A 21,774-nucleotide genomic window follows, 5' to 3' on the forward strand; every position below is an offset into this window, starting at 1 on the left:
AGTTTTTATTCGGGCTGCGTTACCAGAAGGTTTGAAATTGTACTTGTTTGCCCTTCTGCAATTAAGCCCCATTTATTTTTGTCTCTTCCATAAATGCGATTGGTGAGCGCCGCTTTTCCGTTGATATAAAAGACTACAACACTTCCTTCAGCAATTACTTCAACATCATATTTTGTATTTATCTGAAAAGCAAAAGGCAAGCTTGTTACTTCCTGTGAAGCCGAATTATATCCACTTATTTTTCCATTAGCAATATCCAAAACCACTTTATAATAACTTCCTGTATCATTCGTATGAAAAACAAATCCGGCTGTTCCGTTAGCTTTCGCTAAAGTGATTTCGGCTTTTATTTTAACTTTCTTTCCAATGCTTTTAAAAGTAACCATTGCTTTTTCTGTTTCTCCAGATAAAGAATAAGTTCCATTATTAGCTGTTGCATTTGCTGAAATGGCATCTACTTCTGCAGTAGCATTCTTTTTCGAAAATAAATCCTTAACCGATTTCGGTGATTGCGTTCCTAAAGTTCCATCTGAATTTTGAATCAATTCATGAATAACCATATTTCCAGCCCAATCCTTGTTTCCTAAATCATTTTCAGGTGTTTTTCTGGCATTCCATCCAAAAACATATCTTTTATTTCCGTCAGAAGCTGTTTTTCCTGCATAAAAATATTCTCCGTCAATTCTGTCATTTTCCGGTTTTATCCATGGCCCATTGATTGATGATGAAATTCTGTAATGCGTTCCTTTGTTTCCGCTCCAATTCTCAGAAAAAATTAAATACCAATTGCTTCCCATTTTGAAAATATCCGCACATTCCATCATCAGATAATTATCTTCAGGAGTTGTGGTATAAATTGGAGCTTCAACATCCCATTTTCCCGATGCAGGATCTGCGATTGTAAAATGTAACAAAACAGCTTTTCTTCCTGGTTCTGTCTGTGTGCTTACTAACATTGAATATTTTTTCAATTCATCATTATAAAACACGTGCGGATCTCTGAAATCATAGTTGTAATATCCTGCAGGAGCTGTAATTTTAAAAGACGGAACTTTTGTCCATTTTTTCAAGTCACTACTTGTTGCGCATAAAACACTTTCTCTGGCATTAGACTGAACAAAAGCCGGATTTTCGTTGTGCCCTGTATAATAAAAATAATAGAGATTACCCACTTTGACAACTGATCCTGTGCCAATAGCAAAATCAGGTTCAAGCGTTGTACCATACGGAATGGTTTGACCTTCATAAGTAAAATGTGCCAAATCTGTGCTTTGGTATTCATGAATATCATGAAATCCTTTTCCGGCAGGTTTATTCTGTGCGTCATGCAAAAAATAAATATGAAATTTTCCGTTATCGAAAAAAGGCATAATATCCCCGGTATAACCTGCACTGTAATAAGGATCGGTTGTACCCATCCATTGCGCTGGCGGAACAGGGAAAACACTTGTAATTTCAGAATTCCCTCCTGAAATAGAACCTCCAATATAATTTTCATCCTGACTACATGAAGCAAGTGAAAAGAAAATAAAGGCAATTGTGATTATATTTCTATATTTCATTTTAATTAAATTCAAAGTGGATTATTTTGCTGCTAAATAATTGATACTGTTTTGTGTCAGCAGTTTGATGTTTGTGATAAACTCATTTGCCTGACTTGGCACTCCGCTACTATTCGTTTCATTGTACCAATCGTAAGCTCCCATAGAAATAACAATTACATTTTTATTTGTGCTTGTATTTGGAAATTCTGCAATTGTAACCCTTCCGTTAAGTTCATTATCCCAAGCTTCACTTGCGAGATTTGTTCCTCCGGTTTGGTTTCTCCAACCTTCTCCATTATTGTATCCGCCCCATTCTGGTAAAAACCACCATGCTGTATGATTTAATCTGAAAGTTCCACTTTGCAGCAAATTAGCTTTTCCAGCTTCAAAAGTGGTTAAACCTTGAAATATTGGATGACCTTCATGACCAACGAATGACATTCCCCATGAATTTCCGTCTACAAATCCGTTTGGAGGGAAATCACCAAAAACATTGTTTGGTCCCTTTCCTGACGGAACAATTCCTAAAGCATCGACATATTGTGAAGCAAATGAAGTCAACAATAGATTTCCGCCATTTGTTCTAAAATTTTTCAATGCGTTGGTAACTGTAGGATTGTAAGCTACAGAAGGTAAATTTGCAGCCGAATCAAAATGCCACCAAATCACATCGATATCACTTAAATCGGCACCGTTTTGTATACTTTCGAAAGAAATATATTTAGCTCCCGGGAAGTTATCAAACAACCAGTTTGAAGCCGTAACTTCATCCATATTTGTAATTCCTGATCTTGTAGCCGCAGTTCCTAAAAACGCCACAGTTAATCCTGTTACCGGAACTCCAACATTTGCGGTATAATTAACGCTTTTTCCGTTTGATGTTATTACAAAAGTAACTGCATTTGTAAAATCAACTGTTGCTCCTGAAGCTGGTGAAATGGTAACACCAGCAGTTGTTTCAATTACTGGTTTTAGTGCTGTCAAATCGGTATTTTCAGGAAGCGTCATATTAATGGTTTTGCTAATGTCGTTTACCGTTGCGGCAACGCCATTAATTGTAAAACTCTTAATTGGACTTAAAACGGTTGCTGTTACAGTATAATCTTTATATAAATTACCATTAACCACTCTGAATTTTACCTGATTTGTAAAATTCATCGCCGAATTTAATTCTGGATTTGATGTTGCACCTTCTACAAAAACAACTTCCGGTTTTATGGCTGTTATATCAGACCCGTAAGGCATTACAACAGTAATTTTTCCTGTTGTCTGATCAATGCTTCCTGAAACTCCATTCAATTTGAATGAAAGTACATTTGAAGGCGAACTCACATCAAATCCGCCAGTTTCAAAACTATTTTCGCAGGCAGTAATCATAAAAATCATTGCGAATACTATAGACACTTTGGTCCAATATTTATTTAAAGCTTTTTTCATATTGCTGATTTTTTAAAGATTAATAACCTGGATTTTGTTTGTACAATCCCTGACTGAAATTAATTTGCTTCAACGGAATTGGGCAATACTCCTCTTTGTGCGCATCAAAAAAAGCATCTTGATAATAGGTACGTTTTGTTTTTTCTTTTGCATAAAAATCATTCATAACCTGATCTGTGATTCCCCAGCGAACAAGATCGAAGAATCGGCTTCCTTCCATTGCCAATTCTAAACGACGTTCCCAACGCAAAGCTTTACGGGCAAAATCCTGTGTCCAGTTGCAATTGCTTCCGTCCACATAAGTATTGATTTTGAAGTTACTCACATATGGCAGTCTTCCTGTACTTTGCGCTGCTCTTTCTCTGATTTCATTAATCAACGGCAAAGCTTCAGATTGTCTTCCTAATTCAATCAAAGCTTCGGCACGCATCAAAATCACATCGGCATAACGAATCTGAATTCTGTTTTTAGAATTTCCGTAAAATGGATCAATATTTACAACACAACTGCAATTTGGGGCAACGTTTTCTTTTAAAGAAGCATAATAACCATACGTTCCTGGAGAACGTACCCAAGCTTCAACATATAAAAATTCTGGATCATACTTGTAAGGCAGACCCGGCATTGCAACCGTATGATATAATCTTGGATCAACCGTATTTGCATCTATATTTTTGTAATCAAAATCTTCGTTGTTGTACGTATCAAATTCAGGCAGACCATTTGCTCCTGTTTTAAAAGCATTCACTAAATTTTGGCTTGGTTTATGAAAATCACAACAGCCTAAACCTTGTGGCGTAGAAAGAACATCCGAGAAATTTAATCTTCCGTATAAAGTTCCGTCATTATCAGAAAACTGAATTGAGAAAATAGATTCAGGTCCGTTTTCGTAAGTTCCCGGTAAGAAGTTGTTGGCAAAATCAGGTTCTAAAGAAGCTTTTCCAATTACTTTATCCGTAGCTGCAATTACTTCCTGCAAATGCTGCTGACTGATTCCTGTAACTTTAAATGTTTCATCCTGCGTATAAGCCTGATACAATCTAGTTTTTGCCAAATAAGCATACGCTGCTTTTTTATTGGCACGTCCAACTTCTGGTTGTGTGTCAGGCAAATTATCAGCCGCAGCTTGAAAATCTTCTGCAATTTTTTCCCAAAGTTCTTCGTTTGAAAGTGCTTTGTTTGAAATCGTTTTATAATCTTCTACTGGAACATCTTCGGTAATATAAGGCACATTTCTGAACATGATTTTCAGCATAAAATAAAAATGTCCTCTTAAAAAACGCATTTCAGCCATACGTGTTTTCTTCAATGGATAATCGGCTTCTGAGATTTGTTCCAAAGCTTTCAATGCTTTATTGGCTCTTGAAACACCAACATAACTGATGTACCAGAAACTATCCAATTCTCCAAAATCTGGACGAATATTATTTGAAACTTCAAAAAAGTGGAAATCCTGAATATCATTTGTACCGCTTCCACCTTTGTAGGCATCATCAGAACGAACATTTCCAAATGGCCACAAACTGTACGGAGAATCGTAATGATCATTTCCTAATTGAGCATAAGCAGCATTCATAAATCCTTCAACATTCTCAGGCGTTACAATATCTTTTTCTGACAAAACGCCACGCGGATCATTTTCTAAAAAATCGGAACAGGAAGCGAAGAAACCTATCGCTAAAAATCCTGCCATATATATTATTTTTTTCATTTTTTAATCTTTTATTATAAAGTAAAATTAAGACCTGCCGTAAAAGTTGTTGGCTGTGGATATCCAAAACCTGCATTTTCAGGATCAACTCCTGTGAAGCTTTTTGCATCAAGAATCAATAAATTTTGACCGCTGATGTACAGTCTGAAGCTTTCCATACTTAGCTTTTTCAATAGTTCTTTTGGCAAACTATATCCAAGTTGCAAAACTCTTAGTTTAAGGTAACTGCCATTTTCTACATAATAAGTCGAAAATCTAGATTCTGCATTTCTGTCAACCGTCGTCAAAGCCGGAATAGTTGAATTTGGATTATCCAAAGACCAGGCATTCAACAAACGTGTTCCTTTATTTGATCCAACATCATCAACACTCCAGAAATCAGTTTGGTATTTTGTGTTGTTAATCACATCGACGTCAGTTGCACCTTCCCAAAAAGTGGTAAAATCAAAGTTTTTATAAGACAAGTTTAAATTAATTCCGTACAGCAATCCTGGATTTGGGTTTCCAATCCATGTACGATCTTTGTCTGTAATTACGCCATCGCCATTTAAATCTTTGTAACGAATTCTTCCAAGGCCTTTTCCTTCTTGAATAGCCGAATTATCAACCTGATCCTGACTTGTAAACAAGCCATCAGTAACGTAACCATACATTGAATTTATTGGACGTCCCAAGATATTATCGTTTAGACCATCGCCTCCATAATTGTTTTTAACTTCATCTGGCAATTTGGTCATTTTGTTTCTGTTAGCCGAAATATTGCCAGAAATATCATATTTCAATCCAAATGAAGTTTCGTCATGATATCCTAAAGAAAATTCCCAACCTCTGTTTTCCATAGAAGCTCCATTTACCCAACGATTTCCTCCTTCTCCTATAACTCCTAAGTACGGTGGCAATACCAAAATATCATCTGTTTTCTTGATATAATAATCTACAGAACCGCTTAATTTTTGTTTGAATAAACCAAAGTCCAAACCAATATTGGTCTGTGTCGTAGTTTCCCATTTCAAATCATCATTTCCTGATTGTGTTGCGATAAAACCAGACGGAAGCAATCCGTTTCCATTTCCTGCAATATCGTAAGCGGTTCCGTAAGATGTTGCCCAAGTTGGGCTTCCGCCGGCGTAACTTGCCAGATAAAGCGAATAAACTGCTGTATTGCTAATTTCTTGATTACCAGTTTGTCCCCAGCCTGCTCTTAATTTTAAGTCAGAAAAAACAGGAGCATTGTTTTTAATGAAGTTTTCATTGCTAATTCTCCATCCCGCTGAAACTGCCGGAAATGTTCCGAATTGATTGTTTTTTCCAAAACGAGAAGAACCATCACGACGAATAGTACCCGAAACCAAATAACGATTATCAAACTCGTAATCTGCTTTTCCAAAATAAGAAAGCAAAGAATATACAGTCGAAGTTCCGCTTGTAAAAGATTCTCCCGTTCCTGCATCTGGATACATATAATCTGGCGTTTCGATCAAAAAGTCATTTTTACGTAATGTATTTGTATCATAAGTATCTTTATACATCTCCGTTCCCGCCATCAAATTCAGATTGCTTTTTCCAAAATTCAGGCTGTAAATTGCTGTATTCGTCCAAGTCCATTTATCACTAATTGACTGATCGATAGTTACAGAAGTCTGATCGTTTTGCAAATAACCCGATTTGTAGCTTCTTTGCAGCGTACGTTTTTTATAAAAACCATAATCCATTCCGAAACTGGTTTTGATGTGCAGGTTTTTAATGATTTCCAAATCCGCATAAACGTTACCAAAAAGACGCAAATAATCGTATTTGTTATCTTTATTATATTCTAAAAGACGAACAGGATTTTGTCTGTCGTTCATTCCTCCAACAGGACCTCCCCAACCTATTCCATCTACAGTGTGAACCGGAATAATTGGCAAAGCTCTAAGTGCAGGATCTAAAACGCCAGGATCTGTCACTTCGTTTGTGCGGTTTAAACTGAAATTTTCTCCGATAACTAATTTGCCGTCAAAATATTTATACGAACTGTTCATTCTAGCCGAAATTCTTTCGAAATCTGTTGTTTTTACAACACCTTCATTTCCATAATAACCTAACGAGAAAACATAATTTCCTTTATCAGAAGCATTCGAAACTGACAAATCATAAGAATTGGCAACTCCGGTTTGAGAGATCGCATCGTACCAATCTGTATTTGAAGCTTTAAGAGTTTGCTGTGCATCTAAATATTCTGGAACCAAAACTTTATTCAATTGCGGTTTATTGTTATTTACCGACCAGTCAAACTGATAGCGCAAATTGTTATTATTCGGATTCAATCCGTCGTTAATATTTGCCTGCCAAAGTGCTTGTCCAAATTGGTTTGCATTTAGAACATCTAACTTTCTTGAATAATCAGAAAAGGAAGCATAGGTACTGAAATTGATTCTCATTTTGCCTTCTTTTCCTTTTTTGGTTGTAATGATAATTACACCGTTCGACGCTCGGGAACCGTAAATACTTGCTGAAGAAGCATCTTTCAGAACCTGAATGGTTTCAATATCATTCGGATTTAGTTCATGCATTCCAGATTTTGTCGGCATTCCGTCAATAACATAAAGCGGATCTGTGTTGTTTAAAGTTCCAACACCACGAATCACTACTTTGGTATTTCCGCCGCTTGGCGAACCATCCGACGATACCTTTACTCCAGCAATTCTTCCTTGTAAAGCTTTTATAGGGTTTGGTTCTGGCTGTTTCATGACTTCCTTCATGTTTACAACAGCAACCGCTCCTGTAATATCCGTTTTCTTTTGTTTTGAATATCCCGTTACAACAACTTCATTCAATTGATTGTTGTCAACTTTTAGCGTTACATTGATTGTTTTTTGCCCTTTAACTGAAATCGATTGCGGGGCATATCCTATAAAAGAAACTACAAGTACAGCATCTGGAGCAACATTCGGCAAGGAAAAATTCCCGTCAAAGTCAGTTACTGAACTGGTATTGGTTCCTGAAATAATTACTGTCGCTCCAGGAAGCGGCATTCCGTCATCAGACGAAAAGACCGTTCCTTTTATTCCGTTTTCCTGAGCCGTCATCATCAGCATCGGAAAGAAGAAAAATAGAAAATAAATAATCTTACTTTTCATAAATTAATGGTTTTGGTTATATTTAATTGGTTAATTACGTAGTTAGTATTTCGAATGCCAATTTTAAGTGGCCGATCTATTTCAGAATAAAGCATAAAAGGTCAGAAAGGAATAATCTTTCGAATGTTTTCAAGCTTTAGCAGTCATTTCTTCACTAAAGAAAAAGTGCTTTTGCTATTCTTTTTTAATGACTTTTAGAAAAATTTAGTTCTTGAATTTTAAAATTGTTTATCTCTATTTTTTCTTTCGAAGAAATAGATAAAGCTGAGAATGGTTTATTTAGAAAAAAGATTTCCGTCATCACTTTTTCGCCATTGTTATAAAAAATTTCAATTGAAGTTTTATCCAAAATAATTTTAAAAGCGGCACTTTTTTGGCTTCCTTCCAAAAACGCCTTACTTATGGTTGAAGCAAACTTATCAGAGAAATCAACTTTACCGGCTTTAGAACGATCTATGAATAGAAAATTCTCTTTGTTATTGAGTCCAAAACTTAAAGATTCGCCATCTAAATTAGAAAGTGTAAAAGTGTAATCGCACTGTTTTAATTTTTTTAAATCTAAGCTAATAATGCTTTTAGTCAAATCATTAAAACCATCTTTAACCAATGTTAAATTTCCATTTCCGTTTAAACTCTTTGCACTAATAGTTTCAGCAACATAATTATTTAGTTCTCGTACTGGCATACTAACCAAATTATAATTGCCCTCTTTTTTAACCAGTTTCAATTCGCGCGGAATTGTGGTGCTACTTCTCCAAGTTGTTGTTGGAACTTGCTGTGCATATTCCCAATTTGACATCCATCCGATAAATAAACGTCTTCCGTCTGAAGTTGGAACATTATTCCACGTTACTCCGGCATAATTATCTTTTCCATAATCTGCCCAAACTGCTTTTTCGTTATTTACTCTTTCGGCAAAACTTTGATCCATCGTAAATGTTTTTCCGTCAAAATCTCCAACAAAATATTGAACTCCAGAACCTCCGTTTGGCCCGCCTGGATTAAGATTTACGATTAAAACCCATTTGGTTTCTTTTGTCCCTTCTACTTTTATTTCGAAGAAATCGGGACATTCCCAAACACCGCCATGAGCACCAATATTTTTTCCAAATTCAGATGCAAATTCCCAGTTTTTTAGATTCGCTGATTTGTAAAAATGAATTCGATCTTGTGCTGCCAAAGCCATAATCCATTGCTTGTGGGTTTCATCCCAAGATACTTTTGGATCTCTAAAATCTCTAATTCCAGGATTTTTCACGACAGGATTTCCTTCCTCAAATTTCTGCCATGTAAAACCATTATCATTAGAAAAAGCAATATCCTGCTGTTCCACATCAATTTTGCCTTCTTTCTCCTTTGTCATATCATGCAAAGTATAAATGGCAACAATTGGTGCTGTATTTCCAGTTCCTAATCCAGATGTATTGTGCGTGTCGACAACAGCACTTCCTGAAAATATATATTTGTCTTTATCTGGGTAAAGCGCAATTGGCTGTTCTTCCCATTTAATTAAATCTTTAGAAATGGCATGTCCCCAATGCATTGGTCCCCATGTGTTTCCATCAGGATAATGCTGGTAGAATAAATGATAATATCCATTGGAGAAGAACATTCCGTTAGGATCATTCATCCAGCCTTTTTTTGGCGTAAAATGAAAATTTGGTCGATACATTTGTTCTTCCGCTGTGTTCGATACAGTTACGGCAGCAGTTTGTGCAGTTGCAGAAGACGGTTTTAATCCTACTATCGACAGTAAGGCAGCACTATAAAGAGCTAACGGCAGATGTTTCTTTGATTTCATTTTTGTGGTTATTTTTTTTAGTTAGTGTTTCGCTTAAAGCTTCTAAAGAGATTCCTTTTGTTTCCGGCATCAGAAAAATTACAAATAACAATTGTAAAACCATCATTAAAGTAAAAATAAGGAATACAACTTCTGGTCCGATTTCTGAAAATAACATTGGAATTAAAGACGGAATAATCGCAGCCAAAACCCAATGTACTGAACTTCCAAATGCTTGTCCAGATGCTCGAATATGATTTGGAAATATTTCTGAAATAAAAACCCAAATTACCGCGCCCTGACCAATTGCATGTGAAGCAATAAAAAGGAAAAGAAAAATAGGAACTGATAAGCCTCCCCAATTATAATAGAAAGAAGCCGATACTAGTCCGAGTGAAATAATATATCCAACAGAACCAATGTACATTAACAACTTTCTTCCTAATTTGTCAATTAATGCCACACCAATTAAGGTGAAAATAAGATTTGTAACTCCAATTCCGATACTACTTAACAACGCTGTATTTTGTCCTAAGCCGGCTTCTTCAAAAATTCTTGGCGCGTAATATAGAAATGCATTAATTCCAGAAAACTGATTGAAAAAGGCAATTAAAAAAGCGAGAATCAAAGGGAAACGGTATTTCTTCATGAAAATATTTTCGTGTTTGGTAACACCGTTTTCACGGGAATCATCTATTAAGTCGGCAATATTTGCAAACGGATCAATGGTATATAAAACTTTACGAGCTTCTTCGTCACGGTTTTTAGACAAAAGCCATCTTGGACTTTCTGGAATTGTCAAAATAAAAAGAATATAGATAAGAGAAGGAATTGCCTGAACACCAATCATCCATCTCCATGCATTTTCTCCAATATCTTTCAGAAAATAATTGGAGATGAAAGCAATTAAAATACCTAATACAATATTAAACTGATATAAAGCAACCAATCTTCCTCGTTTGTCTGCCGGAGCAATTTCTGACACATAAGCCGGAGCAGCAATAGTAGAAGCACCAACTCCTAAACCGCCAATAAATCTAAAAGCAGCAAATACAAATGGATTATTTGCAAAGGCAGCACCAATTGCTGAAGCGAAATATAAAATACCAATCCAGAACAGCGTTTTTTTACGTCCTATTTTATTAGTTGGGATTCCTCCAAAAATAGCACCAACTACAGTTCCCCATAATGCCATTGCCATAACAACTGAACCATGAAAGGCATCTGACGAGTGCCACAGAAGCTGTAATTGTTTATCAGCTCCAGAAATAACTACGGTATCAAAACCGAAAAGAAAACCTGCCAGTGCAGCAGTAACAGACCAAATCAATATCTTATTCATTGTACATGTATTAAAAACTTGTTGCTAAGATATCTGCAAAAAAATCAACTTATTTTTAATGATGTTACAATTTATTTCTATAAATATTGATGGTTTAGTATTTTAAACTCAAAACCTTTATTTACAAGACTTTACGTAAATTAAAAATCTTTTACGAAAACCTTGTAGTTTCGATTTTGTTACATCACCTTCAAAATTGATACTTTAAAAGAAACAATTTTAAAGACAAATTAGCTGGACGTTTTATATTCTTTAGGAGAAATTCCAAATTTATTCTTAAAAGCTGTAGAAAAATAGTTTGGAGAAGAGAAACCTAATGAGTACGCAATTTCAGAAATATTCATTTCATTTGACTTTAAAAGCTCTGCAGCTTTCTCTAATTTGACATTATTAATATGATCGCTAATATTAATTCCGATAATTGCTTTTACTTTTCTATACAACTGTACTCTAGAAACGCCTAATTTGTCTGCCAATTCTTCAACAGAAAATTTAGGATTCTCAACATTTGCCATAATAATGCTATTCATTTTGGTAATGAAAGTCTGTTCCTGGTTTCCAAATTTAGATTCAGGTTCTATACGATATATATTATTGGTATAATAATAACGTAATTTTTCTCGGTTGAAAAGCAGACTCAAAATAGACTGCTTCAAAATTGAAAGACTAAATGGTTTAGTCAAATAGAGATCGACACCGCTTTGTAATCCTTTTAAAACAGCTTCTTTATTGCTTTGCGCCGTTAAAATAATAATAGGAATATGTGAGGAACGAAGATCTTTTTTTAATTCTTTGCTAATTTCGTAACCATCTTTATCCACTAGATTAATATCACAAATAATGATATCGGGAATAATTTCTAAAGCTTTTTCTATAGCATCACTCCCATCAGAAATATTTACAATATATTCATTAGATAATTTAGCTTTTAAGAAAGTTACCAAATCGGCATTATCTTCTATAATTAAAAGTGAATGTTTCTCAGAATCTGCAATTGTATTTAAATCTTTTAATTCTGATTCTAGTTCCAAATTATCAGTAATCAGACTTGGAATACTACTTAAATTTTCTACTTTTTGAATAATTTCTGAAGGCTGCAAATGCTCATTTCCTTTCAATAGCGTTATTATAAATTCGCTGCCTTGTTTTGATTTCAATTCAATATTTCCTTTATGCAAAAGCACAAATTCTTTCGATAAATGCAAACCAATTCCCGAACTGTTTTTATTATTATTTGATGCTCTAAAAAAAGGATTAAAAACATTTGACAATTCATTTTCGGGAATTCCAATTCCAGAATCTTTAAAATGAATTTTGACTGAATTATCAGGCGATTCAATAATTGAAATCGTAATTTTTCCGTTATCTGGCGTAAATTTAAAAGCGTTTGACAATAGATTGAAATACACTTTATCCATCAAATTTCGATCAATAAAAAGATCAAGACTTTTGTTTTTGCAAATCAATTGAAAATCAATATTTCTGCGCGCAGCTTCACCTTTGAAATTAAGCATGACTTCATTAGTAAAATCATAAATCTTAGTATTGGAAGCTCTTAAAGTAAATTTTTGCTCTTCGATTTTTCTGAAATCTAACAATTGATTAATTAATCGCAATAAACGGTTAGAATTTTTATGGATTAATTTAACTTCGTCGATCAATGCAGTTCCTTTAATTTTATCATTTTCTATTAAAGATTCCACATAACTCATTATTAAAGTGATAGGAGTTTTAAACTCGTGTGAAAGTCCTGTAAAAAAACTCAATTTTGCAGCATTACTTTTAGCCGCAAGTTTTGCCATTTCCTGAATTTCACTATTCTGATGAATAACCGTTTGGTTAATTTTCTCTAGCTGTTTCTTTTTTTTAGAAATCGAAATCGTAGAATAAATGCTATAAATGGTTAAGCTTAAAATAATTACAAGAAAGAAACTCAGCAAACGAACCAAATTGTTTTGTGAAGCATATTCTTTTTCCTGTACTTTAATGGCCTCTTGCTGCGATTCTATTACAACTTGCTGCTGGTCGACTTTATCCATTTGGTTTTCGATAATTTCTGCATTATTTTTATCGATAACAATAGTGTTTAATATGTTGTTTTTGGAAATAGATTCTTTGTTGTAAATTTTCAATGCTAATTTTAGAGCCTCATTTCCTCCAGTAGGATATAAAATTGTTCCATCTAGAACACCATTTTTTACCAATTCAATTCCGCCATTTACACTGTTTAATGCATCAACACCAATAAACTTAATTTTATTTTCTAATCCTAAAGTTTTGGCAGTTTCCCAGGCGCTCAAAGCCATTCGGTCATTATGCGCAAAAATATATTCAACGTCGGGATTTTGCTGAAGAGCAATCTTTAATGGCTCTTTCACAGACTCTTTTTCCCAATCTCCTTGAATGGTTTTAACAATGCTAAAACGTTTATTTTCATTGATAATCTGATTAAAACCAAGCGATCTTTCATAGGCTGGCGACGATCCATTTGCTCCTGTAATTTCGATAATTTTACCAGTACCTTTACTGTGCGAAATAATATAACGAGCGCCAATTCGACCAATTTCTATATTATCGGCACCTAAATAAGCTGTATAATTTTCTCCCTCAATTTTTCGGTCGACAACCAAAACGGGAATTCCAGCTTTGATTGATTTTTCTACAACAGCTGTTAATGGTTTAGATTGAATAGGAGAAACAATTATAACATCAACTTTATTAGAAATAAATTTTTCTATGTCTTCTATCTGTTTATTGACATTGTTATTGGCGTCTTTAATTGTCAAATCGACTTCTGGTCTCAGCGACGCTTCAATTTTAATAGAACTATTCATTTGTTTTCGCCAATCATCGGTTGTCATGGCCTGCGAAAAACCAACTTTAATCTTATTTCCTTGTTTTTCTTTACAAGAAATTAAACTTAATGATACTGCAAAAGCCAGTACAATATATTTTATAAATTGATACATGTGGTAATGAGGTTTTGTAAATAGTGTAAGTTTTGAAAATAGCCTTCTGAACCAACAGCTTGCCAATATAGTTAGGAAGGAAATATATTAGGCGGCAAACAAGAAGGATATTATAAAAAAGTAAAATTAAACTTTTATTTCATCTTGACAAATTACACTAATTATTTATAATCAAAAACCCGTAAACAACTAAACATCAAAACATTTAACAATAAAACTCGCATGTTAAAAATTATGTTTATCAAAACAAAACAATTATTTAACGCATCAAAGTTGCATTAAATAAAGAAATACTTTTAATTTACTTCTTCTAATTAAAGCACAATGAACAGACGCAAATTTTTAAAAGGCTCATCAGTTTTGGCAGGACTATTTACTCTTAGTCCTTCCGTTATCTTATCAAATGATTTAGGAGCGATAAATAAAAAAGGAAAAAAAGCAAAAAACATTATTTTTCTTATAAGTGACGGAATGAGCACCGGAACGTTACAAATGGCCAATCTTTACTCTCAAAATATTTTTGGGAAAAATGGAAATTGGATGAACCTTTATAAAGAGAATAAAGTTTCGAGAGCTTTAATGGATACCGCATCTGCAAGTTCTGCAGTAACTGATTCTGCTGCAGCAAGTTCATCTTTTGGAGGTGGGCATCGCGTTAAAAACGGTGTGCTGAATATTGGTCCGAATGGAGAGAAGTATCTTCCAATCTGGCAGAAATTTAAGAATGCTGGAAAAAAAGCAGGCTGCGTTACTACAGTTACCATAACTCACGCAACTCCTGCTGGTTTTTGTGTGAATTCTGATAGCAGAAATGCTGAAAATGAAATTGCAGAAATGTATGCCAATCTTGGACTGGATGTAATGATGGGTGGCGGCGATGAGTTTTTTAATCCTTCTAAAAGAGCTGATAAAAAAGATGTTTATAAAATTTATGAACAAAAAGGATATCAGGTATTAAAACAAAAATCAGATTTAGAGAATATTAAAAAAGGTGAAAAAACATTAGGCGTTTTTAATTCTGGTGCACTTCCGTACACGATTGACAGAAATAATATCGAGGCTCTACAACAAACGCCTACTCTTGCCGAAATGAGTGCGGCAGCTATTGACCAAATGAAAGATCATAAAAATGGTTTTGTATTGATGATTGAAGGCGGAAAAGTAGATTGGGCTGCACATGCAAATGATATTGCAGCTTTAATTCATGATCAACTTGCTTTTGATGAAGCGGTTAAAACTGCAATTGATTTTGCTGAAAAAGATAAAGAAACGCTTGTAATTATAACAACCGATCACGGAAATGCAAATCCAGGTCTTATATATGGTGCTGATGCAACCAAAAATTTCAATAGTATTGCAGATTATAAATACACCAACGAATATATTTTAAACGCTATTCATGCCGATTTTAATTTGCAGCAAGTTAAAGATTGGATAAAAGAAACTAATAAAATCAGTCTTACAGATGATGAGGCTAAACATTTATTGAATTTCTATTCTGGATTAGAAAAGCAGGAAGATGGGTTATATAATTACAAAAAACTGCCTTTTAAAGCTTACTCTGAAATTCAGAAAAAGCATAATAATGTAGGATGGATTAGTATGGACCATTCAGGAGATTATGTCGAATTGGCAATGTTTGGTCCAGGTAGTGAATTATTAAAACCATTTGTACAAAACATAGATCTTCATTATTTGATGCTACAAGCATCCATTGAAAAAGAAGATTAAACTTTTTTTTTGAAAACAATCTAATCTTCAAACAATAAACAGACCTTCAATTAAATTGAAGGTCTGTTCTATTTTAAGACAAAGGTTTCACGAATTAAAATCCTGCTTTTCATTGATTAGCTTTTGCTTTTTAAACTGATAAATTGAACCTGCAACAAATAGCACTAATAAAACAAGAAGCGTATTGCTTATTATTGGGTCTTTTATATCCTTAGCCAATGGATGACTTAATGGAATTCTTGTAAAAGTTTCATTAACTGTAGGAACTAGAGACAGAAAAAAACTAAAAGACAACCAAAAGTTTTCAAAATAGCGAGCTATTCTACTATTTTTTCTCTTAGAATTCAGAAAATAAGCTGCTAAAACAAGAATAATTATAAAAATAGAAAAGACATGCCCAGGATTAAATCCACCATGTTTTGATATGCCTAATGATGTCAGTGAGGTAACAATTGTCCCGTAAAAATATATTTTACCAGATGATTTGTTTAAATTGATTTTACCATATTTGATAAAATTTGCTATTGCTGCAATGATCGCTGCAACACCTATAATTGTATGAAAAATTCCTAAGCTTGATAATCCCATTTTTTATTGATTTAGATTGTTTGAAAATACACAGCAAACTTCGGATAAAACAAAGAAAATGGTTTTGTCGATTTGTTCAATTATTTGTCAATTTAGTCCACAAAAAAGCATCCAAAAGAATGTATCTTAAGGATGCTTAAAAGAATATGTAAAACCATTTTTTAATTATTCATTGTCCTTTTTCTGGCGGAAATTTGTTGGACTTATATTGTATTTGCTTGTAAAGCTTTTGGTAAAATTGGCCAGATCATTAAAACCGCAATCAAACGCTATTTCTGTAATACGCTGATCTGAAACTTGCAGTAACTGAGCTGCTTTCTCGAGCTTTTTAACCTTAATGTAATTGGCCGGCGTATCGTTGTATATTTTTGCAAATTCACGTTTGAATGATGAAACGCTCAAATTGTTCAATTGTGCTAATTCCTCAATAGTTAGCTGCGAAAACAAATTTGCTTCTATAATTTGTTTGAAAGTATAAGTTGTAGGAGAAAAAAGTTGCGACAATATCACTTGTATTGATTCTGAATTTTGTGTTTGTGATAACAGCAGAATAATCTCTTTTAATTTTAGAATCAGAATATCTTCATTGATAAGAGAAGGATTTTCAAAATAAAATAGTAATCCTTCTATGTATTTCTGGATTAGAAAATCGTTGTTTATTTTTTCACTAGATTTATTCGAGATTACGTTTAGAGGCCTCTGTAAAAGCTGCGGAAGATCTCTGTCGTAAATCTTTTTTAATATCTCTGGATAAAAAGTGACAATTACAATTTCACAATTATTTTTTGACTTTGAATTATGAATCTGCTTTCCAGAATTTATACAGTTCAGTAATAATGAATAATTGGCGGTAATGTTTATTTGTTGGTCATCAATTTGATATTCAATATCTCCGCCTTTTACATATAAAAAACAGGCCTGTTCTGTAACAGGAAAATCAAAATGAAACGGTGGTGCTAATTCAATTTTCTGAATCAATGTCTTGCCGTACAAATCGTGTTTTTTATAGTCGTTTACCATAATTTTTATTTATTTGACCGCTATTTTGATTTAAGCGTATCTTTTACTCTACCCCCTTCACGACGAGGTAATCTTGTACTATCTCTTTCTCTTGATCGTCTTGTTTCTGGCTGTAAATTGTTTAATTCGCTTTCTTCTGCAAAAGTTGTATCTTCTTTAAATTTACCTGTAGAAATTTCAAAATCATCTGCAGTTCCCGTAATTTTCATCGGAATATTAATAAGTCCCATTGGCGGAAGACCTAAACGGAATCCAACATTAATTTTACCATCCATTGTAACTTGTCCTTCGAGTTTTCCTCTAAAACCTGCCATTTTCATGGTTGTAGGTGTAATCGTCATTACATTATTTTTTATTGCCGAATGAATGGCAATTTTATTAAATGACGCTTTTTCTAAATCTGCCGCATCAGCTTTTTTAGCTACATGATTTAAAAGTTTAAAATTTTTGAATTTAATGTCTTCCAGAGTCAAAGTTCCTTCACCTTCAATAGATTTAAAATCAATATCCATGTTCTGATCTATACTTCCTCCAAGCTGATAATCGACTGATACTAATCCGTAGGCATCTTTAGCCATACTGACCAATTCGGCAAAGATTGGAATTTCTGCATAAGCACGCTGAATATCAAAATTACTGGCTTTAAAATTTGCATTGTATTTTGCTAAACGTCTATGTTGCGCTTTATAATCTCCTGTCATTGCGATTTTGGTTCCAGCCATATTAAAAGCGGCTTCTGTTACCTGAACTTTTCGATCATTAACCACAAGTGTTCCAACAAAATCTTTAATTTTATACGTATCAAATTGCAGATTATTAACTTTTGCGGAGATTTTCAAATCGGCAGTGCTTGGAATTCTAATTACGTAGTTTTTGTTTTTATCAGTACTGGTTTTACTATTTGCATTTACAGCTGTAGAATCTGTTTTCTGCATTGTTTCTTCTTCCGCTTTCTGGTCTGTATATTTAGCAATCATATCAAAAAACTCGTTCGCATTAATCTGATCGCTGGATAAATTAATATCTGCTTTTAGCTTTTCGTTAGCTTGACGTAAATATTTTCTATTAAAAAGATATCGCAATACGTTGTGGATATAACCATTTAATACCACATCAGATTTACCATACGTAAGATTGAATTCTTCAAAACGCATTTTATCCTTAAAGAACTTAAATGTTCCTTTAGATATCTCAAAAGGTTCTGGAAACAGGGTGCTTTTAATTACCAAATTTTTAGCTTCTAGCTTGCCTCCATTTTTAATATTGTCGTAATTTTTGGCATCTATATCTTTTTTAGAACCTTTGGCAATAAGATTGGTCTGGATAATTCCTGAAATGTTCATGTCTTTTACAGGGAATATCTGCGTTAATTTACCAACATCTAATGTTCCTTGAGTTTTGATGTTATAAACTAAATCATAAAGATTAGTTACTTCGCCCTGAACTTTAAAAGGTGATCCTGCTAATACAAATTCGGCAGGCTGTAATTTGACATTTAAATCTTCTCCAGTTCCTTTTTCACTTGTTACAGCTGCGCTTATGTTTATATTTTCGACAGGTATTTTTGGGAATTTAAGTGATTTTAAATATCCATTTTTAATATTTATCACTGTTTTTGATGATGGATATTTTTTCTGCTTACGGTTTAAAACTCCGTGCATACTCACTTTTAAATTTAAATCTCCTTTAACTTCTAAACTGTCTAAAGGATAGAATTTATGTATTTGTGCTAAATCAATTTTAGATTCTAATTCTGTATCTACTGTAAAAGGATATAATTTATGAAGTTCAAAACGTCCTCGGACAAAATTATCGAGAGCTTCTGCATTCAAATTGGTTATTTTACCCGAAACATTACGCAAAATACTGTCTTTGGCAGTTAAACTAAGATTTAGATTTATGTTTTTGATTGCATCTGGTTTCTTTATATTTTTAATATATCCGTTTTTTAAGCTTGCATTAAATTCAAACTTTGGAATACTTTTAATTATAGTATCTATCTTGTTTAAACGCGGGCTAAAACCTAAATCTCTTAAAAACACGCCATCGGCTTTTAAATCCAAAGCAATATCGCCGCGAATATCTTTATCATTCAGATTTAGGGCATCTTTTAATTTTGCCAAATCTAAATCGGCTTTTATAAGGGTTTTAATTTTCAGCTTTTTGAAACCTTCCGAATGAAAATTAACTGTCGTTTTCTTTTTATCCAAATTAAAGGATAGGTTATCTAAATCGAATTTTAATTTATTAATGTCTAAATCCTTAACCTCAGCTTTTGCTGCTATATTGATATCTTTTAATGGCTCTTTAATTTTTTTATATGCTATGGCGCCATTATTAATTTGCAAATCAGCTGAAACGATTGGTTTTTCTGATTGATCCTGCATGTATTTTCCTTTGGCAAATATTCTAAAATCTATATTACCTGTAATTGTCATTTGTTCGCGCCACTTATCATAAACTGGAGGCACGAGCGATAGCATTTCTTCTAATGTAGAATTTTTAGACTGCATGCGCAGATCAAAATCATATCCTCCTTTTATAAATGCAAAATAGCCATTAAATGAAAATGGAAAATTTTTAATGCGAATAACATTTCGCTCAAACTTAAATTTAAGTGCTTTAGCATCAATGTAAGTCGTAATTTCAGCATTAACTGGTTTGCTGCGCACATAATCAACGCCATTTAAGCTAAAATCGAATGATTTTATTTTTACGTTAGAATCAAGATCAAATAATTCTGCACTTAAATCTCCTGTTCCTTTATAACTAAGATCCTGAACCTTAAATCTTAATAATGCACTTTTATCATTGTAGGATATGTTGGTTTGTTTTATTACAACCCGTTTGATATTAAATTCTGTCTGGGTAGTATCTGTAGAATTAGAGGGTTTTACAATATTAAAATTGGCATTTCCTTTAGAATCTATTTCAAGGTTAAGATCGGCCTCGTCGAGATACACGGCATCCAAAACGATCTTTCCTTTTAATAAGCTGTAAAAATTCAATCCAGCTGACACTCTTCCTGCTTTTACAATTCTTGCGGTATCAAAGTGTTTCTTTTTGCTGTCTATACTGACATTTTTAGCATAAATGGTTAATGCCGGAAAATGTTTAAAAACTGACAATCCAATCTGGTCAAAACGTACTGTTGCATCCAGTTTTTCATTGGCTAAATTTTCTAATTTATTTGTTATTTCATCTTTGAAGACATACGGAACAATTGTTAGTACAATTATGAAAAGTAGAAATAGGGTTGTAATGGTAATTGCAGTTTTCTTTAAGAACTTCCTTGTCATTTTTTTCTAAAGATATCGTTTTAAGGTTTTAAAAATATAGATTTAAAGGCCAAGAAAAAATCTTGATTACGATATTAACTCAAAAATAACAATTATAAATTTTATTGGTATTTGAAATCGCTATTTAATAGAAAATTTAAACTAGATGCAGACCAACTAAAACCTCAACAAAAAATAAACACAAAAAAAAGAGCTAAGATAATTTCATGAACATCTTAACTCTTTTTGTTATTTCTTGTTTTGTTTTCTTTGGCACTTTATAATTTCCTTATGCAACAATTGATTTCTTCTTATTAAAAAGAAGCAAATACAAATAATTGGCAAAACATAAAGTCTAAAGCATCATTCTTTTTAAAGAATAAAATTATTTAAAATTCCATCCTAATGTCAAACCAAATGCCACTGGTTTTATTTCAGCATTTTTCTCAGTACTGTATAAACCGTTCGCTTTTCTGTCGGTGCTTGATTTTGGATTAAACCCTACATAAGACTGATTATTTTTTTGGTCAAGTATCGTTCCGTATCCGTTCTCGAAAAACATTGCCACATATAAAGCATTCTTTTTATTGATGTCGAATGTAAATCCTAACTCGAAAGAACTCATAAAAATTCCTTTGGTGTCATATTCCCCTTCTGCTGAATAGCTGCTTTGCTGTCCTATTCCGTATTCAGGCAGATTATCAATCGTCAAATTTACATCAGGATAATAAGCCGTACCATTTACATTATCTGCGGTCGCTTTTATTTTATAGCTAACAGGCAAAAAATACTTTACTCCTGCTCTAAAATTAAAATCAATTCCTGTATTGATGTTCGTTTTAAATTGCACAAAAAGCGGGATTTGAATAGATTGCAATGTTTGTTTTTCTTTATAATTGCTTGTAGTGACCGTATAAATAAATGCAGAACCTGAAGCATCTACTTCATAATTAGTTAGTGTGCTTGAAGGGGAAACCAAAGATATGTTTTGCTTGTATTGCGAAAATTCCAATCCTGATCCAATTCCGATGTTTTTTGTAAAGGAATAGATGTATCCTGCTTTTATAGCTCCTCCCATTTTTGTTTCGGCTACTATTCCTTGTACGTTACTTTCTAGATTGGCCACTCCTGTTTGCAAGCCTACATAAAATTGGGCATTGGCAACTGTAGAGAATAGAATTAATATTATTCCTAGTATATGTTTACTATTAAATTTCATGTCTGTTATTTTTTTTCAGAACAATCCATCCCCATT

Annotated in this window: 12 protein-coding genes; 1 reads left to right on the forward strand and 11 read right to left on the reverse strand. The window is 33.4% G+C overall.

What is annotated here, in order from left to right; translation table 11 throughout:
- Nucleotides 1-5: 5 nt before the first annotated feature.
- The 7 genes from JC605_RS16690 to JC605_RS16720 form a co-directional block, all read right to left on the reverse strand.
- Nucleotides 6-1,562, reverse strand: coding sequence for a glycoside hydrolase family 32 protein (locus JC605_RS16690; protein WP_198857284.1), 1,557 nt, complete (start codon nt 1,560-1,562; stop codon nt 6-8).
- A gap of 21 nt (nt 1,563-1,583) precedes the next feature.
- A complete protein-coding gene (locus JC605_RS16695; RefSeq protein ID WP_198857285.1) occupies nt 1,584-2,981 on the reverse strand; it encodes a DUF4960 domain-containing protein in 1,398 nt (465 codons plus the stop codon).
- A gap of 19 nt (nt 2,982-3,000) precedes the next feature.
- Nucleotides 3,001-4,692: a RagB/SusD family nutrient uptake outer membrane protein gene (locus JC605_RS16700; RefSeq protein ID WP_198857286.1), complete on the reverse strand. Its 1,692-nt coding sequence runs from the start codon at nt 4,690-4,692 to the stop codon at nt 3,001-3,003.
- Between the two features lie 14 nt (nt 4,693-4,706).
- Nucleotides 4,707-7,811, reverse strand: a complete 3,105-nt coding sequence (locus JC605_RS16705) for a TonB-dependent receptor (RefSeq protein ID WP_198857287.1) — start codon at nt 7,809-7,811, stop codon at nt 4,707-4,709.
- A 184-nt stretch (nt 7,812-7,995) separates the two neighbouring features.
- Complete coding sequence (locus JC605_RS16710) at nt 7,996-9,612, reverse strand: glycoside hydrolase family 32 protein (protein WP_198857288.1); 1,617 nt, start codon at nt 9,610-9,612, stop codon at nt 7,996-7,998.
- Nucleotides 9,575-10,933, reverse strand: a complete 1,359-nt coding sequence (locus JC605_RS16715) for a sugar porter family MFS transporter (protein ID WP_198857289.1) — start codon at nt 10,931-10,933, stop codon at nt 9,575-9,577. The genes JC605_RS16710 and JC605_RS16715 overlap by 38 nt, the downstream gene beginning before the upstream one ends.
- Nucleotides 10,934-11,163: 230 nt before the next feature.
- A complete protein-coding gene (locus JC605_RS16720; protein WP_198857290.1) occupies nt 11,164-13,902 on the reverse strand; it encodes a substrate-binding domain-containing protein in 2,739 nt (912 codons plus the stop codon).
- 324 nt (nt 13,903-14,226) lie between these two features.
- Between JC605_RS16720 and JC605_RS16725 the strand changes: the two genes are divergently transcribed.
- Nucleotides 14,227-15,633 carry an alkaline phosphatase gene (locus JC605_RS16725; RefSeq protein WP_198857291.1) on the forward strand — a complete coding sequence of 469 codons (1,407 nt, stop codon included), beginning with the start codon at nt 14,227-14,229 and terminating at the stop codon, nt 15,631-15,633.
- An 87-nt stretch (nt 15,634-15,720) separates the two neighbouring features.
- On the opposite strand, the gene JC605_RS16730 is transcribed toward JC605_RS16725, so the two are convergent.
- The 4 genes from JC605_RS16730 to JC605_RS16745 all read right to left on the reverse strand — a co-directional run bounded on the left by JC605_RS16730 (nt 15,721) and on the right by JC605_RS16745 (nt 21,738).
- Nucleotides 15,721-16,221: a hypothetical protein gene (locus JC605_RS16730; protein ID WP_198857292.1), complete on the reverse strand. Its 501-nt coding sequence runs from the start codon at nt 16,219-16,221 to the stop codon at nt 15,721-15,723.
- Between the two features lie 165 nt (nt 16,222-16,386).
- Nucleotides 16,387-17,241: an AraC family transcriptional regulator gene (locus tag JC605_RS16735; protein WP_198857293.1), complete on the reverse strand. Its 855-nt coding sequence runs from the start codon at nt 17,239-17,241 to the stop codon at nt 16,387-16,389.
- A gap of 20 nt (nt 17,242-17,261) precedes the next feature.
- Nucleotides 17,262-20,540, reverse strand: a complete 3,279-nt coding sequence (locus JC605_RS16740; RefSeq protein WP_198857294.1) for an AsmA family protein — start codon at nt 20,538-20,540, stop codon at nt 17,262-17,264.
- A 364-nt stretch (nt 20,541-20,904) separates the two neighbouring features.
- Nucleotides 20,905-21,738: a hypothetical protein gene (locus JC605_RS16745; RefSeq protein ID WP_198857295.1), complete on the reverse strand. Its 834-nt coding sequence runs from the start codon at nt 21,736-21,738 to the stop codon at nt 20,905-20,907.
- Between the last annotated feature and the right edge of the window lie 36 nt (nt 21,739-21,774).

The sequence above is a fragment of the Flavobacterium sp. IB48 genome, from assembly GCF_016405855.1.
Taxonomy (GTDB): domain Bacteria; phylum Bacteroidota; class Bacteroidia; order Flavobacteriales; family Flavobacteriaceae; genus Flavobacterium; species Flavobacterium ginsengisoli.

What these genes read in the sequence shown, in the direction of transcription:
- JC605_RS16740 (WP_198857294.1), bottom strand. Translation starts at nt 20,540, where the DNA reads ATGACAAGGAAGTTCTTAAAGAAAACTGCAATTACCATTACAACCCTA.
- JC605_RS16720 (WP_198857290.1), bottom strand. Translation starts at nt 13,902, where the DNA reads ATGTATCAATTTATAAAATATATTGTACTGGCTTTTGCAGTATCATTA.
- JC605_RS16710 (WP_198857288.1), bottom strand. Translation starts at nt 9,612, where the DNA reads ATGAAATCAAAGAAACATCTGCCGTTAGCTCTTTATAGTGCTGCCTTA.
- JC605_RS16700 (WP_198857286.1), bottom strand. Translation starts at nt 4,692, where the DNA reads ATGAAAAAAATAATATATATGGCAGGATTTTTAGCGATAGGTTTCTTC.
- JC605_RS16715 (WP_198857289.1), bottom strand. Translation starts at nt 10,933, where the DNA reads ATGAATAAGATATTGATTTGGTCTGTTACTGCTGCACTGGCAGGTTTT.
- JC605_RS16735 (WP_198857293.1), bottom strand. Translation starts at nt 17,241, where the DNA reads ATGGTAAACGACTATAAAAAACACGATTTGTACGGCAAGACATTGATT.
- JC605_RS16725 (WP_198857291.1), top strand. Translation starts at nt 14,227, where the DNA reads ATGAACAGACGCAAATTTTTAAAAGGCTCATCAGTTTTGGCAGGACTA.
- JC605_RS16690 (WP_198857284.1), bottom strand. Translation starts at nt 1,562, where the DNA reads ATGAAATATAGAAATATAATCACAATTGCCTTTATTTTCTTTTCACTT.
- JC605_RS16705 (WP_198857287.1), bottom strand. Translation starts at nt 7,811, where the DNA reads ATGAAAAGTAAGATTATTTATTTTCTATTTTTCTTCTTTCCGATGCTG.
- JC605_RS16730 (WP_198857292.1), bottom strand. Translation starts at nt 16,221, where the DNA reads ATGGGATTATCAAGCTTAGGAATTTTTCATACAATTATAGGTGTTGCA.
- JC605_RS16695 (WP_198857285.1), bottom strand. Translation starts at nt 2,981, where the DNA reads ATGAAAAAAGCTTTAAATAAATATTGGACCAAAGTGTCTATAGTATTC.
- JC605_RS16745 (WP_198857295.1), bottom strand. Translation starts at nt 21,738, where the DNA reads ATGAAATTTAATAGTAAACATATACTAGGAATAATATTAATTCTATTC.